Genomic DNA, 15,014 nt, shown 5'->3' on the forward strand with positions numbered 1-15,014 from the left:
TCCCAACCAACCCACAAGTGATCGCCTGCCGTATATCGGCGCGATCTGCACAATGGATTAACCAATCGCCCTGCCGGTGTTGCCCAAGTCAGACAGGCCTGTCGAGGAGGGCGGACCTCGAAAATCGTGGAAAGCCTACTGCACCGATGCGGGCAGAAGGGACTCCGGCGTCGGCGCCTCTGCAGGCTGGTGCGCCGGGTTCCGCCGACGAACAGGCCGCTCGGCGACGGCGACGGGGACGGCCGGGGCGGCCGCCACAGGACCGGGTGATGCCGCCGGCGTAGCGCCCTGCGACGGGACGGCAGCCGGATTGCCGCGTGCCAGCAGATCGGCTGCGGCAAGCGACACGCCGGATACGACACGCGGTTCGGTCGCAAGCGGGGGAATGGCCTTGCCCCCAACGGTGATCTGCAGCGCGTCCGGACGCCCGGTGCGCAGTTCAAGGCCCGCCACTTCGCCCGGTGCGGCCCAGCTTTCGCCCTTGGCGAGCTCCTTCTGCAGCACCTGGGCACCGTTCGCGTCAGTGACCTTCACCCACACCCGATCGCCCGTCGCCGTGAGCACCACCGGTCCCGTCGATGCCGCAGCCTGTGGCGAGGGCACAGCCCGTGCCGCTGAGCGGTTGGCAGGCGTAGCGGTCTTTTCGGCCACAAGCTCGGGCAGTTCACCTTCGGGCGAAAGGTAATTGCTCCAGAACACCAGCAGCACGACCACAACGGCGACAACCCCCAGCGCCGCACCCCAGGCAACGCGGCGGGTCGGCACACGGGCCGGGTCGCCGGGTTCGAAGCTCGGCGGCGTTTGGGGGCGGTCCGGCGTATCCTGATCGAGCTGTTCGCGGACCTTTGCCGCAATCTGGCGCTCGTCCAGCCCCACGGCGCGGGCATAGGCGCGCGCAAAGCCGACCGCGTACGTGCGGGCCGCGAGGTCTCCCAGGCGATCGTCTTCCAGCGCGGCCAGATGACGCTCCGCGATCTTGGTGTGCGTTGCGATGTCGGAACGCGTCTTGCCGGCAGCCTCACGGGCCGCACGAAGCTGCTTTCCTACGCTTTGTGGCCCACGAGCAAGACCTTGGGTTTCGACGTTTTCCATTCCGCTCCGTCGGGTGGTGAAGGCAACCTTTGATGGCCCTAACCAAACCGTGCAGCGCCGCAAAGTCAATGAGCGGCCGCCTTTCCGGCCAAATTAATAGGGCAAATCCCTCAGGAGACGAAAGCAGGCGCGAACAGGGCGCGAACGGTGCCGCGCCCTGTTCCCGTTCTCAGTCGACCGAAATGTCCCGATCCGCCGCCCACGCGGTAATGGCGCCGCGCAGGTCCGCAGGCGGGGCCGCCAGCCAGTCGTCCATCGCGGCGCTGATCTCACTGAGATCCACTTTGCCGACGAGTTCCTTGATCGGTCCTACCGCCGCCGGGGTGATCGACAGGCGCCGCACGCCGAGACCGAGCAGGGCAAGCGCCTCAAGCCGCCGGCCGCCCATTTCCCCGCAGACGCTGATGTCGACCGACGTCCCTTCCAGTGTCCGCACGACGCGGCGAACGAAGCGGAGGATCGCGGGACTCAGCCAGTCGTACCGCTCCGCCAGCTTCGGGTTCGATCGGTCGGCGGCGAAGAGAAACTGCGTCAGGTCGTTCGTGCCGATCGACAGGAACGCGATCTTCGGCGCCAGCAGGTCAAGCTGCTCCGCCAGCGAGGGCACCTCCAGCATCACGCCATAGCGGATCGCCTCGGGCAGAGCCTTCTTCTGCCGCCGCAGATACGCGAGCTGCTGGTCGAACACGGCCTTGGCCGCATCGAATTCCCAGGGCTCGGCGACCATAGGGAACATGACGTTGAGAGGACGGCCCGCCGCAGCTTCAAGAAGCGCGCGCGCCTGTGCCTTGAGGAGCGCATCGCGTTCCAGCGCCACGCGCAGCGCGCGCCAGCCCATGGCCGGGTTCTCCTCCCCCTCGCCATCGTCGTGGCGCAGGTAAGGCAGCGTCTTGTCCCCGCCGATGTCAACGGTACGGAAGATGACCGGACGATCCCCGGCCGCGTCCATGACGTCGCGATAAAGCCGTGTCTGCTTCTCGCGCTGGGGAAGCGTGGCGGAGACAAGGAACTGGAATTCGGTCCGGAACAGGCCGATGCCGTCGGCGCCGGTGAGGTTCAGGTTGGCCACGTCGTCCCGGAGCCCGGCGTTGATCATGACCTTGACGCGTGTGCCGTCGCGGGTCATCGGCTGGACGTCGCGCATGCCGGCGTAGATGGCCTGACGCTCCCGGTTTCGGGCGAAGCGCGCCGCGAAGGCCTCGGAGATGCCGGTGGACGGACGCACGATCGCCGTGCCCTGATCGGCGTCGAGCAACAGGGGGTCGCCTTCGCGCACGACACCGCGCAACCCGCGCACCCGGCCGAGCACCGGAACACCCATCGCGCGTGCGACGATGACCACGTGGCTGGTGAGCGATCCTTCCTCGAGGATCACGCCCTTCAGGCGCCGCCGATCGTATTCGAGAAGTTCGGCCGGGCCGAGATTGCGGGCGATGAGGATCGCATCGTTGCGCAGCCCCATCGTGGCGGCCGTGCCGATCTGGCCGGAGACAATCCGCAGGAGACGGTTTGCAAGATCCTCCAGATCGTGCATGCGGTCGGCCAAGAGGGGGTCGTCGATCTGGCGCATGCGCATGCGGGTGCGCTGTTGCACACGCTCTATTGCGGCTTCGGCCGTCAGCCCTGAATCGATGGCCTCGTTGATCCGGCGCGTCCACCCCTCATCGTAGGCGAACATCCGGTACGTCTCGAGCACTTCCTCATGCTCGCCCCCGACGCCGAATTCCGCCTGGTTGGCCATCCGGTCGATCTGCTCGCGCATGCGCTCGAAGGCGAGAATCACGCGCTGGCGCTCCGCCTCGGTGTCCTCTGCAACGACATGTTCGATCGTAACGCGCGGCTGGTGGTAGACAGCGACGCCGGATGCGAGCCCCTTTACAAGAGTGAGACCACGAAGCTGCTCCGGCCCGGTCTGCGCGGCGGACAGGGCGCGGGCATCCTCCTCATCGATGAGGTCGGCGTTCACGATGAGTTCGGAAAGCACCATCGCCACCGTCTGCAGCGCTTCGATCTCAACCTCTTCGTAACGGCGCGGCTCGACGTGCTGGACGCACAGGGCACCCACCGCGCGCTCGCGCCGCACGATCGGTACGCCGGCGAAGGAGTGGAACTTGTCCTCGCCCGTTTCGGGCCGGTACATGAAGTCAGGGTGCGCAGCCGCTTCGGCCAGGTTCAGCGTTTCAATGCGATCGGCAATAGTGCCGACGAGCCCTTCGCCTATGGCCATTCGCGTGACGTGGACGGCCTCCTGCGCCAGGCCGCGAGTCGCAAACAGCTCAAGCATGCCTTCGCGCAGCAGGTAGATCGAGCAGACCTCGCTGTTCAGCGATTCGCCGATCACTTCCACGACGTTGTTGAGCTTGGTTTGCGCGTTGCTGCGCGACGCCATCACCTCATGAAGGCGCGTGAGAATGGTTCGGGCTGCTTCGACGGCTCCGCTGGTCATCGCCGAGGCGTACCGCAAAGTCTTCGCTTTGGGAACGCAGCGGATGCCGCCGATGCGACTTGGTTGGATTAAACTGGCGTCATGCCAGCCAACCGGCCCGATTTCTGCGGCTTTTCGATGCGAAACATCGGCGCCACGCTCAATATCGGGCCATTTCTTCCTTGATCTTGAGCTTCTTCTTCTTGAGAGCCTGGATCGTCGCGGCATCAGGGATCGGGCGGCCCAACTCCTCGTGGATCTGCCGTTCGATACCGGCATGCTTGAGCTGCAGAGTGCTGACGTGCGAATTATCCATTGGACGTTCCTCCTCTTGGGGGCCGGACCCTATGCGAACGGTGCCCAGAAGAGGGCTGATGACAAGCGACCTGATTGGCGACTCGCCATCGGAGATCCGGCGCGGCAAACAAGGAAACACATCCACTGCACCTTGCGAAGACCCGGAATGCTACATATCGGTGAACCGCATCAAACCTGCGTCGGCGAGAATCGGTCGCAGCAGGCTCAACAGCGTAGCAAGTGCCTTGAACACTGGGGAATTCCGGCGTGACCGAAGAGGAAATGCGTAAGCGCCTGGAGATCTTGAGGGTCGAACACCGCGACCTGGACGCTGCCATCGACGCGCTCATGACCGCAGGCGGCGGCGACCAGTTGCAGATTGCCCGCCTCAAGAAGCGCAAGCTGCGTCTGAAGGACCAGATCGCGCACATCGAGGATTACCTCATCCCCGACATCATCGCCTGAGCAGGCCGACCCGGAGACGGCATCGAGTCCCGCATATTACAGTGCGTATTGCGCAGGAAAGGCTGAACGGACCGCTTGCAGCGGGCCGCCGACTGCGAAATAGGGCCGTGCCATGCCGTCCGCAGTGACCATCAAGCCGCGTATTGTCGAAGGGCTGCGCCGCGAGGCACTTGCCCTCTCCAGCGAGGTGGCCGTCACATTCGCACCGCTACCGGCTCCGACCGCTCCGGCGGGGAAAGACGAACGCCGCTCGGTCATGGCACAGGAGGGATTGCGCGCGGCCACGACCCTGATCGCCGCCCTCACCTGGCTCGATGCGTACCAGGCGTTCTTCCGCCGGGAGATCGGTCGGGCGGAGCTTTCGCATCGCACCCGCCTGCCGGCTGCGGCCGCGCCAAGCCCTCAATTCCATCGGCTCGATCCCGCCGCCCGGCGCCTCTGCGAAGCGACGCGCCAATTCCATGAGCGCCTGTCCCGCCTTGACGAGACCTGGCGCCTCACTGCGCCATGCACCTCTGCGGCCACCGAGGCTCTGCAACGCCTGCGAGAAAGGATGAAGAGAGCACCCTCGGACCCGAGGGCGCCGTCGAACTCGACAGGCGGCACCCGAGACCCCATATCGCCTGCATGAACGCTTCCCTCGAGATCGAGCGGCCATACGCGCGCGCCGAGCAGGTCGGCCCGCTCGTGCGCCGCGTGCTGGCCCGCAATCCTTCGGCTTTCACCTTCACCGGCACCCAGACCTACCTGGTAGGCCCGCACGGCAAGGGCGAAATCGCGGTGATTGATCCAGGCCCCGACGAGCCGGAGCACCTCTCGGCCCTGGTGGAGGCGATCGGCGACAGCACGGTCGTTGCGATCTGCTGCACGCACACGCACCGGGATCATTCGCCCGCCGCAGCCCCGCTGAGCGCCCTCACCGGCGCGCCCATCGTCGGCTGCGCGCCTCTTTCGCTGCGGGACGACGGCCCGCGCGCCGACGCCTCGTTCGATGACGCCTATGCGCCCGACCGCGTGCTTGCCGATGGCGAGGCGGTGACCGGCACGGGCTGGACGCTCCGGGCTGTCGCGACACCCGGCCACACCTCGAACCACCTCTGCTTTGCCCTCGAGGAGACCGGCGCGCTCTTCACAGGCGATCATGTCATGGGATGGTCGACGAGCGTGGTGTCACCGCCAGACGGGGACATGACGGCCTACATGGCCAGCCTCGCCCGGCTGTACGAGCGCGAACAGGATCGTGTCTACTACCCCGCGCACGGGCCGGAAGTAACGAAGCCGCGCCAGCTGGTGCGCGGCATGATCGGCCATCGCCGGCAGCGCGAAAAGCAGATCCTGCGCCAGATCGAGTCGGGCTGCCCCCGAATCGCAGACATGGTGCCCCGTATGTACAAGGGCGTAGACGAGCGGCTCTGGCCGGCGGCGGGTCGCTCCGTTCTCGCGCACCTCATCGATCTTGAAAAGCGCGGCATTACAACAAGACACGACGACACCTGGGCACTCACCCACACAGTCGAGGCATAGAGCACCACGAGTATTGCCTGAACCCTGCGCAGGGCGGTATTATCGACCGGCCTGAAAAGGGTGGAGGATAGTCATGGCGACAGTCACGGCGGCCCGTGTTTCCCGCGTCTCGTTCTGGGCAAGAATGACGATCGGCCTCAGCCTGTTCATCGTCTTCGGCTTTGCGCAATTTGCCCTTCGCGGCTTTGTTCCATACATGCAGGTGCCGATCGTCTTTCACGTCCACGGCGCGGTGATGCTGGCGTGGCTGGGGCTTGCCGTCACGCAGGCACTGCTGGCGAGGGGAGCGGGCCGCGAACTTCACCGCCGGCTAGGCTGGGCGAGCGCCGTCATGCTTCCGACGATCATCGTGCTGGCGAGCATGACCTGCCTTGCCGCCCTGCGGGCCGGGTTCTTTCCGCCGATGTTCACCCCCGCCTACTTTCTTGCGCTGGTTCACGTCGGCATCATCGTCTTCGCGACCCTGGTGATGGCGGCGGTGGCACGCCGCAATGAGGGGGACTGGCACAAGCGCCTGATGGTAGGTTCGATGATCGTCATCATGGAGCCCGCGCTGGGACGTGTCCTGCCCATGCCGCTCCTGGCCCCCTGGGGCGAGTGGCTGGTCATGGCGGTGCAGCTAGGCGTCGTCGCCCTCATCGCGCGGCACGACCGGCGCGAGCGCGGGCATGTCCACCCCGCCACAGCCGCCGTCGCCGTCGCCGTCGTCCTCGCGCACGTGCTCATCGAACTTCTCGCCATCAGCCCGCCGTGGATCGCCTTCGCGTCGCAGTTCACGGCCTGAAAATTCCTCTTGGGTCCGGGCCTTCCCGCCCCTAGATAGGCCCCCACCCGGAGCAAGGTCCGGGACAGGATGTAGGGAACGCCATGACCGTAATGCCCGCCGACCTTTCCGGCATCGACGTGCGCGCCGAGATCGAGCGCCTGCGCAAGGAGCGCAACGCGGTCATCCTCGCTCATTATTACCAGAAGCCGGAACTGCAGGACTTGGCCGACTTCGTGGGCGACAGCCTGGAACTCAGCCGCAAGGCCGCCGAGACCGACGCCGAGGTGATCGCCTTCTGCGGCGTGAAGTTCATGGCGGATACCGCCAAGATCCTCTCGCCCGACAAGATCGTCGTGCTGCCTGACCTCGACGCCGGCTGCAGCCTGGAAGATTCCTGCCCTCCGGCGAAGTTCAAGGCCTTCCGGGAAGCGCATCCCGATCACATCGCACTCACCTACATCAACTGCTCCACGGAAGTTAAGGCGCTGTCCGATGTCATCGTGACCAGTTCCAGCGCCGAGACCATCCTCCAGCAGATCCCCCGTGACCAGAAAATCATTTTCGGTCCCGACCGCCACTTGGGCGGATACCTGTCGCGCAAGTTCGATCGCGAGATGCTGCTCTGGCCGGGCGTCTGCATCGTGCATGAGGCCTTCAGCGAAACCGAGCTGCTCAAGCTGCGCGCCCAGCATCCGAACGCACCGATCGCCGCGCATCCGGAATGCCCGCCGCACATCGTCGATCATGCCGATTACGTGGGCTCGACCAGCGGCATCCTCCAGTATGCCAAGACCATGCCGGGCGACACGCTGATCGTGGCGACCGAGCCGCACATCATCCACCAGATGCAGCTGGCGATCCCGGACAAGACCTTCATCGGCGCGCCGGGCGCGGACGGCAACTGCAACTGCAACATCTGCCCGTACATGGCGCTCAACAACCTCGAAAAGCTCTACCTCGCCCTGCGCGACCTGAGCCCGCGCGTGGAAATCGAGGAAGGGCTTCGTCTTGCCGCGAAGAAGAGCCTCGACCGGATGCTGGAGATGGCAAGCGGCACGATCGGACAGGGCGACCTCGGCGCGCGCTGACCTCCTGGGCGCTACTCTCCGCTGTCGACGGAGAGAACAGCGGCGCTGACGACTGGCGAAACCGGCCTTCGTCTCCTACATTGCAAGGGGCTGGCACATCAGGTGCCGCCCCTCACAATCCCGGAGACCCGAGCGCTTGCGTGAAAACCTCATCATGAGGAAACTGGAAGTCTGGTGCCTGCTTCTGCTGGCGGCGGTCTTCGCGCATGCGCTCCTGCCCACGAACGAAGTCCGCACCACGGGCTCCCCCTTCAGCCCTTCGACGGTGGACGTCTCCACCGAGCAGCCGCGCCGAATGGCGCCCGGCCAGCTCGCCGCAGCCCAGCCCGATCCATCGGACGACGCACTTACCGTCCTGCATTCCGGCTCGACGGCATCGACGCTTGCCGTCCTTATTGCTCCTCGGGAGCCCGGGCGCACCTGCGCTCCTGAACGTCCGGGCTGGCGCTGTACCCGGGCCCAGCCGCGAGCACCCCCGGTGGCCTGACACGCCGCGGGATCGGGTTGACCCGATCCAGGATTCAGCCATGCCCGCCCTGCGCCCCGGAGGCATGGCGGGTGCTGCGTAGCACGGGACGTTCAATGCCTCATCACACACCTCTCATCGGCACGGTGGTCGCCGGTCTGGTGATCGCTTTCTTCATGGGCGCACTTGCCCACCGCCTGCGGGTCTCTCCCCTTGCAGGCTATCTTCTCGCCGGCGTCCTCGTCGGCCCCTTCACACCCGGCTTCGTCGCCGATGTCGGGCTTGCCCAGGAACTCGCCGAGATCGGCGTGATCCTCCTCATGTTCGGCGTGGGCCTTCACTTTTCGCTGCGGGATCTCCTCGCCGTGAAGTCCATCGCCATACCCGGGGCGCTGGTGCAGATCAGCGCCGCCACGCTCATGGGCATCGGCATAGGCACCCTGATGGGCTGGGGCCTGATCGCCGGCTTCGTGTTCGGCCTGGCTCTTTCGGTGGCCAGTACCGTGGTGCTCCTGCGCGCGCTCCAGAGCCGGAACCTCGTGGAAACGGAGCGGGGACGCATCGCCGTAGGCTGGCTCATCGTCGAGGATCTCGTCATGGTGCTCGCGCTCGTGCTGCTGCCTGCGCTCGCGTCCGGGCTGGCCGGCGGTGACGCCGCAGCCTCGCTCCCGTGGGTGCTGGCCAGCACATTGCTCAAGGTGGCGGGCTTCGTTGCGCTCATGCTGATCGTCGGACGCCGGGTCCTGCCCTGGGGGCTGCACTGGGTCGTGCACACAGGCTCCCGCGAGCTGTTCCGGCTCGCCGTCCTGGCGGTGGCGCTCGGCGTGGCTTTCGGCGCGGCTTACGTCTTCGACGTCAGCTTTGCCCTGGGGGCGTTCTTCGCAGGCATGATCCTTGGCGAGACTCAGCTCAGCCGCCGAGCGGCGGAAGAAACCCTGCCCCTGCGTGATGCCTTCGCCGTCCTGTTCTTCGTTTCCGTCGGCATGCTGTTCGACCCGACCGTGGTGACCGAGCAGCCGCTGCCGCTTCTGGTGACGGTGCTCACCATCATCGTCGGCAAATCCTTCGCGGCCTGGTTCATCGTACGCGCCTTCGGGCACAGGAACGACACCGCACTGACCATCTCGGCCAGCCTGGCCCAGATCGGTGAGTTTTCCTTCATCCTTGCCGGACTGGGCGCCGGGCTTGGTCTCCTGCCGGACGCCGGACGCGATCTCATCCTGGCGGGTGCGATCATCTCGATCTTCCTTAACCCGTTCATCTTCAATCTCGCGGTAGGTCGGTCCAGTTCCGTGAAGAAGCAACTGGCGGAAGAGGCGGCCCAGACCGAAATCGAACGCGAGCGCAGGCACGAGGAGCACGTCATCCTCGTCGGCTACGGCCGCGTCGGCAAGCTCGTCGCACGGGGACTGCGGGCGCAGCCCACGGCGGTGCTGCTGATCGAATCGCAGGGCGACCTTGCCCGGCAGGCCCGCGCGGACGGCTTCGAAGTGGTCACGGGCAACGCGGTCGAGCCCGGCGTGCTGCGCGAGGCCGGCATCGAGCGGGCGCACCGGATGCTTATCGCCATTCCCGAGGGATTCGAAGCGGGCGCCATCTGCGAACAGGCCAAGGCCCTGCGTCCCGACCTTTCAGTGATCGCACGCGCACATAGCGACGCCCAATGCGAACACCTTGTGCAGCATGGCGCCGACAGCGTGGTGCTTGGCGAACGTGAGATTGCCCGGCAGATGCTGGCCACCATCGAAGACGACCGGCGCAAGGCGCCCGCGCCTGGGGAGCTGACGGCATGACGCCGCGCAGAAAGCCGCCGCACTGGTTCAAGTGGGCAATCTGGAGCGGCATCGTCCTTGCCGTCGCCGTTCCCACCGCCTGCGTGATGAACCACGGGGCACTTCCCGGCCATGCGACGTTCTCCGCGCTCGCGCACTAGCGTTGCGGCCGGAGAATACGGGAGGCGCTAGGAGGTCTGCCGCCCCCCTGCCGCCTGCCTTGCCCAGGCGGTGATGGCCCCTGCGGGCATGGCCCCTGCCTTGCGCGCGATCTCGCGGCCCCCGCGAATAAGGACAAGGGTCGGGATGGACTGGATGCCGAAGCGAGCGGCGATTGCGCCTTCGGCCTCGGTATCCAGCTTACCCAGCCGCATTTCCGGTTCCAGCTGCCCCGCTGCCGCAGCGAACGCCGGTGCCATCTGACGGCAGGGCCCGCACCACGCGGCCCAGAAATCAACCAGCAGCGGCAGACCGCTACGGGCGGCGTGTGCGTCGAAATTCCGGGACGTGAGTGTCACCGGCGCGGCGGCGAACAGCGGCGAGCCGCACTTCCCGCACTTGCCCCCCGCCCCAAGCCGTTCGCGCGCCACGCGGTTCAGGGTGGAGCAGGCCGGACAGGCCACGATCATCGTGTCGGACATGCAACGCCTCCTTGGTCAGATCGTCACTTCACGCCATTCGCCGGGAGCGATGCCGTCGAGCGACCATTCACCTACCCGCCAACGCACGAGCCGCAGCGTGGGATGCCCGATCGCTGCCGTCATGCGGCGAACCTGCCGGTTACGCCCTTCCCGGATCGACAGTTCTACCCAGCAATCCGGAACGCTCTTGCGGTAGCGAACGGGAGGCGTGCGCGGCCAGAGATCGGGCGGAGAGATCCGCCGCGCTTCGGCCGGGCGCGTCGGCCCGTCGTTCAACACCACGCCCGAGCGCAGCGCCTGCAGCGCGGCTTCGTTCGGCTCCCCCTCCACCTGCGCGAGATAGGTCTTGGGCACCTTGAAACGGGGATTTGCGATGCGGGCCTGAAGCCGGCCATCGTCCGTCAGCAGGAGCAGGCCTTCGCTGTCGCGGTCGAGGCGCCCGGCGGGATAGACGCCGGGTACGTCCACGAAATCCGACAGCGTCGCCCGGGGCGTGGGTGACCGCGCGTCGGTGAACTGGGAGAGCACGTCAAAGGGTTTGTTGAACAGGATCAGGCGCCCCATGGCGCGGTCCTCTGCGGGCGAGTGGCACGTCGTGCTTTCATGCCGGAGTGGTAGCGGCATGGCGGGAGCGGCGCACCTGATTATTGCCGCTCCCGCCAGTGCCTTGTCTTTCGAGCAGGTCCTAGCGGTGCGATGCGCCCGTCGAAGTAGCGTTGGCCGCTTCGCCGCGCGTCTTCCACAGCGACCACGCCACCCCTCCCGCGATCAGCGCGAGGGTCACGCCGAGGCTTATCAGCGGCGGGAACTTGGCGCCGCCCAAAACGAAGTCGGCGATCAGGATCTTGCCACCGATGAACACCAGCACGAGCGCCAGGGCATATTTGAGGTAGTGGAAGCGGTGCACCATCGCCGCCAGCGCAAAGTAAAGCGCGCGAAGGCCAAGGATCGCCATGATGTTCGAGGTGTAGACGATGAAGGTATCCGTCGTGATCGAGAAGATCGCCGGCACCGAATCTATCGCGAAGACCAAGTCCGCCAGATTGATGACGACGAGTGCCAGGAACAGCGGCGTTGCGGCCAGAACCATGCGCCCGCTGGCGTTCGCTTCCCGGACGAAGAAGTGCTCGCCGTGATGCTGCTTGGTGACGCGCATGTGGCGCGATATCCAGCGGATGGCGGCGTTGTTGCCGATGTCCGGATCATGGTCGCTGGTGAACAGCATCTTGATACCGGTGAAGATCAGGAACGCGGCGAACAGGTACATGACCCAGTAGGCGTTCGCGATCAGTGCGGCGCCGCCCGCGATCATCAGGCCGCGCAGCACGATCACCGCAAGGATGCCCCACAGCAGCGCGCGATACTGGTACTTGGCGGGGACCGCGAAGTATCCGAAGATCATGGAGATCACGAACACGTTATCGATCGAGAGCGCCTTCTCGATGAAGTAGCCCGTGTAGTAATCGATCGCCGGTGCCGAGCCCTTGGCCCACCAGATCCAGGCACCAAAAACCATGGCGATGCCGATGTAGAACACCGACAGCTTCAGGGATTCGGAGATACCCATCTCCCGGTCATCCTTGTGCAGGACGCCGAGATCGAAGGCGGTGAGCAGCAGGACCACGGCGGCGAAGGCCAGCCAGAACCAGGCAGGGGTGCCAAGCCAGTCAGCGGAGAGAAATTCCATTGTCGAACGCCCTTGTCACGGCAAAAGGGTTGCGCCGGCGCGCAGGAAGGGGGGAGGGCGCGCCGGCGCGCAGGTTACAGGCTAGCTACGGCCACGGGCGGAACGATCTGCCGGGCCAACCTGTTCCTGAGCTTGAGTTTTCGTGTGGTAAGGAGAGTGATTTCAACGAAATCGCCGATCTCGCGCCGTGCCGCCTTCTTGCGGCGCAGGGAGGCATCGAGCTTCTGGTGGAGCTCGAGCAGGCGGAACATGCGTTCAGTCATTACGTATCCCTATCGAACGGGTTGCTGTTCGATCGGATGAGCGGCGCATGGTTTGCTTGAAAGGACTGCTGAACCTGCACCGGGATCACCCGATGCGGTCCGACATCACGAGGCGCGAGGGAAATATCCCGATCGCGCCGCGCCAGAGGGGCCCGGCCCGCCCCGTTTCAATACGTGAATTCCGGAGTCTGTTCAACCCCCAACGATGTCCACCGCGTCCGACATGGCCGAAGGCGCGCGAACAGGGAGTGCGGGCCGAACCTCAGAGCTGCGCGAAAAGCTCCAGCATGTGCTGCCATGCGCGATCCGCCTGAACGGGATCATAAGCCGGCGAATCGGGAACGCACCATCCGTGGTCGGCGGGGTAGACTTCGACCTGCGCCGGGCGATGTGCAGCCTCGGCCGCCTTGCGCAGCGCATCCTTGGCCCCGGGCTGCTTCGCATCGTCGTTTCGAGCGATGGCGAAGTGGAAGCCTGCCTTCGTTCCGGCCAGCAGCCGGTGAGGACTATCGGCAGCATCGGTGACGAGCCCGGCTCCGTGCAGGGACACCGCCGCTCCAACCCTGGCGGGTACGGCCGCTGCCGTCCGCACGGTGAAGGGTCCACCCATGCAATAGCCGTTGCTGCCTATCCTGCGCCTGCGATCCACCGCCTTCTGCGCATCGAGAAAGGTCACGTAGGCCTTCGCGTCCCCTGTGACGGCGTCCGGGGTCAGCGCGGCGCGCATGGGCCCGATCTTCGCCTGTCCTTCCGGGGTCCGAAATTCTGCGAAGCTCTTCATGATGGGCGCGGGGGCTGAGCGGTAATAGGGGTTCACGACAAGCACGGCATAGCCGCGCGCCGCAAGGCTGCGGGCCATGATCTTCTTCGCATCCCGCAAACCGGCCACATCGGGCCACATTACGACGCCGGGGTGAGCCCCCTTGCCCGGATGGACGAAGAACGCATCGCACACGCCATCGGCGGTGGTGATGGAAACCATGCGCTCCTGCAGCGACGGTCCACTCTCACCCGCAACCGCACCGCATCCCGCCAGTGCCGCGCCGGCGCCAAGCACGGTAAACTGTCGCCGGTCGAGCCCCCTCATGCGGTGGTCTGCCCTGGCGAAATCCTCGGCCGTGAAGTCTTCACACATAGGCTTTTTCTCCGCTCGTCGCTTCGCTGGCCAGCCTAGCGTTGCGCACCGATCCGCTCAATCACCGTTGAAATTCAATTCCAGGTTCACTGCATTCGGATCCGTCAGGAAGATCTGACGCAGACCAATGTGGCGCAGGTCGTTCACGCGGTAGGAGAGCCCCATCGCATCCAGCCGCTCGCAGGCGGCACCGAAGCCTGTGCAGCGCAGGGCGACGTGGTGCAGCGCGTTCGTGGGCGCACCGGGCTGGTACTCGTCATAGCGGCCGGGCGCGGTCGTCCGGTCAACGAGATGCACGATTGGCAGACCGGAGGCGTCCCTCATCCAGTATCCCGCGATGCCGGCGCGGATGGAAGGGTTCTCGCTGCGCACCAGGCCCAGCACCCGCTCATAGAAGCTGGCAGTGCCTTCGAGGTCGTCCGTCAGTACGTTGACGTGATCGATACCGCTGACCTGCATGGCCCTCTTCCCTCCGTCTTTCCCGCCACTGTCGCGCGGGATGAGCCGGGAGGCAATGGGGATCGTGCCGCGTCAGCTGCGAAATACAACCGTTCTCGCGCCGTTGAGCAGCACGCGATCCTCAAGGTGAAGGCGTACCGCCTCGGCGAGCACGCGACGCTCGATGTCGCGACCCTTGCGGACCATATCCTCTGGCGTGTCGGCGTGTGTGACGGGTTCGACGTCCTGGTGGATGATCGGTCCTTCGTCGAGATCGGCGGTCACGTAGTGCGCAGTCGCCCCGATCATCTTCACGCCCCGCGCGTGCGCCTGGTGATAGGGCTTGGCGCCCTTGAAGCCCGGCAGGAACGAGTGGTGGATGTTGATGCACCGCCCCGAAAGGAAGGCGGCCATTTCATCGGACAGGATCTGCATGTAGCGGGCGAGGACGATGAGTTCGGCCCGCGTCTCCTCCACCAGAGCGCGCACCTGCGCCTCCTGCTCGGCCTTGGTGTCACGGGTCACCGGCAGGTGATGGAAGGGAATGTCACCCAGCATCAAGGTGTTCACCGCCTCGCGCGGGTGGTTCGACACCACGCCGACGATGTCCATGGCGATTTCGCCGATCCGGTGGCGGTACAGCAAATCGGCCAGACAGTGATCGAACTTGCTGACCATCAGCAGCACGCGCCGGGGCCGGTCGCGCCGCTGCATCGACCAGGCCATTCCGTATTCGTGAGCGATTGGGCCGAAGCCCTCGCGAATGTCCTCTCGGTCGGCAGTGCCGGGATCGAAGGCGACCCGCATGAAGAAGCGGCCCTGCTCCTGATCGTCGAACTGCTGGGCCTCGACGATGTTCGCCCCCATCTGCGCGAGATAGCCGGTGACGCGCGCGACGATGCCGGGACGGTCGGCGCAGGACAGCGCCAGGATCAGCGGTTCGGCCATGGTTCCC

At 65.8% G+C, this 15,014-nt stretch carries 18 protein-coding genes; 8 read left to right on the forward strand and 10 right to left on the reverse strand.

The window, feature by feature from the left end; all coding sequences use genetic code 11:
• Positions 1 to 135: 135 nt before the first annotated feature.
• The 3 genes from C2R25_RS00895 to C2R25_RS00905 all read right to left on the reverse strand — a co-directional run bounded on the left by C2R25_RS00895 (position 136) and on the right by C2R25_RS00905 (position 3,833).
• The gene (locus tag C2R25_RS00895) at positions 136 to 1,092 is read right to left on the reverse strand and encodes a helix-turn-helix domain-containing protein (protein WP_103727422.1); all 957 of its coding nucleotides are present in this window, start codon (positions 1,090 to 1,092) and stop codon (positions 136 to 138) included.
• Between the two features lie 169 nt (positions 1,093 to 1,261).
• Positions 1,262 to 3,538 (reverse strand): phosphoenolpyruvate--protein phosphotransferase, encoded by a 2,277-nt coding sequence (ptsP, locus tag C2R25_RS00900; protein ID WP_103727423.1) that lies wholly within the window; start codon positions 3,536 to 3,538, stop codon positions 1,262 to 1,264.
• Positions 3,539 to 3,677: 139 nt separating this feature from the next.
• Positions 3,678 to 3,833 carry a DUF465 domain-containing protein gene (locus C2R25_RS00905; protein ID WP_103727424.1) on the reverse strand — a complete coding sequence of 52 codons (156 nt, stop codon included), beginning with the start codon at positions 3,831 to 3,833 and terminating at the stop codon, positions 3,678 to 3,680.
• 248 nt (positions 3,834 to 4,081) lie between these two features.
• Here C2R25_RS00905 and C2R25_RS00910 point away from each other — a divergent pair, with 248 nt between their 5' ends.
• The 8 genes from C2R25_RS00910 to C2R25_RS20305 all read left to right on the forward strand — a co-directional run bounded on the left by C2R25_RS00910 (position 4,082) and on the right by C2R25_RS20305 (position 10,056).
• The gene (locus C2R25_RS00910; RefSeq protein ID WP_103727425.1) at positions 4,082 to 4,279 is read left to right on the forward strand and encodes a YdcH family protein; all 198 of its coding nucleotides are present in this window, start codon (positions 4,082 to 4,084) and stop codon (positions 4,277 to 4,279) included.
• A gap of 112 nt (positions 4,280 to 4,391) precedes the next feature.
• Positions 4,392 to 4,910, forward strand: a complete 519-nt coding sequence (locus C2R25_RS00915) for a DUF1465 family protein (protein WP_103727426.1) — start codon at positions 4,392 to 4,394, stop codon at positions 4,908 to 4,910.
• Positions 4,907 to 5,803: an MBL fold metallo-hydrolase gene (locus tag C2R25_RS00920; RefSeq protein ID WP_103727427.1), complete on the forward strand. Its 897-nt coding sequence runs from the start codon at positions 4,907 to 4,909 to the stop codon at positions 5,801 to 5,803. Before C2R25_RS00915 ends, C2R25_RS00920 begins: the two co-directional genes overlap by 4 nt.
• Positions 5,804 to 5,876: 73 nt before the next feature.
• Complete coding sequence (locus tag C2R25_RS00925; RefSeq protein ID WP_103727428.1) at positions 5,877 to 6,587, forward strand: hypothetical protein; 711 nt, start codon at positions 5,877 to 5,879, stop codon at positions 6,585 to 6,587.
• Between the two features lie 83 nt (positions 6,588 to 6,670).
• Positions 6,671 to 7,657 carry a quinolinate synthase NadA gene (nadA, locus tag C2R25_RS00930; RefSeq protein WP_103727429.1) on the forward strand — a complete coding sequence of 329 codons (987 nt, stop codon included), beginning with the start codon at positions 6,671 to 6,673 and terminating at the stop codon, positions 7,655 to 7,657.
• A gap of 154 nt (positions 7,658 to 7,811) precedes the next feature.
• Complete coding sequence (locus C2R25_RS00935) at positions 7,812 to 8,144, forward strand: hypothetical protein (RefSeq protein ID WP_146049590.1); 333 nt, start codon at positions 7,812 to 7,814, stop codon at positions 8,142 to 8,144.
• Positions 8,145 to 8,239: 95 nt separating this feature from the next.
• The gene (gene ybaL, locus C2R25_RS00940; RefSeq protein WP_103727431.1) at positions 8,240 to 9,916 is read left to right on the forward strand and encodes a YbaL family putative K(+) efflux transporter; all 1,677 of its coding nucleotides are present in this window, start codon (positions 8,240 to 8,242) and stop codon (positions 9,914 to 9,916) included.
• Positions 9,913 to 10,056, forward strand: coding sequence for a hypothetical protein (locus C2R25_RS20305; protein WP_158250593.1), 144 nt, complete (start codon positions 9,913 to 9,915; stop codon positions 10,054 to 10,056). The genes ybaL and C2R25_RS20305 overlap by 4 nt, the downstream gene beginning before the upstream one ends.
• Positions 10,057 to 10,083: 27 nt before the next feature.
• On the opposite strand, the gene trxC is transcribed toward C2R25_RS20305, so the two are convergent.
• From trxC to purU, 7 genes are all read right to left on the reverse strand, one after another.
• Entirely contained in the window at positions 10,084 to 10,536 is a 453-nt protein-coding gene (gene trxC, locus C2R25_RS00945; protein ID WP_103727432.1) for a thioredoxin TrxC, read from the reverse strand.
• Positions 10,537 to 10,551: 15 nt separating this feature from the next.
• On the reverse strand, positions 10,552 to 11,100 hold the full coding sequence (locus C2R25_RS00950; protein ID WP_103727433.1) for a pseudouridine synthase: 549 nt from the start codon (positions 11,098 to 11,100) through the stop codon (positions 10,552 to 10,554).
• A gap of 121 nt (positions 11,101 to 11,221) precedes the next feature.
• Positions 11,222 to 12,223 carry a TerC family protein gene (locus C2R25_RS00955; RefSeq protein WP_103727434.1) on the reverse strand — a complete coding sequence of 334 codons (1,002 nt, stop codon included), beginning with the start codon at positions 12,221 to 12,223 and terminating at the stop codon, positions 11,222 to 11,224.
• A gap of 74 nt (positions 12,224 to 12,297) precedes the next feature.
• Positions 12,298 to 12,486, reverse strand: a complete 189-nt coding sequence (locus C2R25_RS00960) for a DUF465 domain-containing protein (RefSeq protein ID WP_103727435.1) — start codon at positions 12,484 to 12,486, stop codon at positions 12,298 to 12,300.
• Between the two features lie 262 nt (positions 12,487 to 12,748).
• Positions 12,749 to 13,621 (reverse strand): dienelactone hydrolase family protein, encoded by an 873-nt coding sequence (locus C2R25_RS00965; protein ID WP_103727436.1) that lies wholly within the window; start codon positions 13,619 to 13,621, stop codon positions 12,749 to 12,751.
• 57 nt (positions 13,622 to 13,678) lie between these two features.
• A complete protein-coding gene (locus C2R25_RS00970; RefSeq protein ID WP_103727437.1) occupies positions 13,679 to 14,080 on the reverse strand; it encodes a VOC family protein in 402 nt (133 codons plus the stop codon).
• Between the two features lie 72 nt (positions 14,081 to 14,152).
• The gene (purU, locus tag C2R25_RS00975; protein WP_103727438.1) at positions 14,153 to 15,007 is read right to left on the reverse strand and encodes a formyltetrahydrofolate deformylase; all 855 of its coding nucleotides are present in this window, start codon (positions 15,005 to 15,007) and stop codon (positions 14,153 to 14,155) included.
• Positions 15,008 to 15,014: the final 7 nt, after the last annotated feature.

Origin of the sequence: Novosphingobium sp. HII-3, from assembly GCF_002916655.1 — a bacterium.
Lineage (GTDB): Bacteria > Pseudomonadota > Alphaproteobacteria > Sphingomonadales > Sphingomonadaceae > Novosphingobium > Novosphingobium panipatense.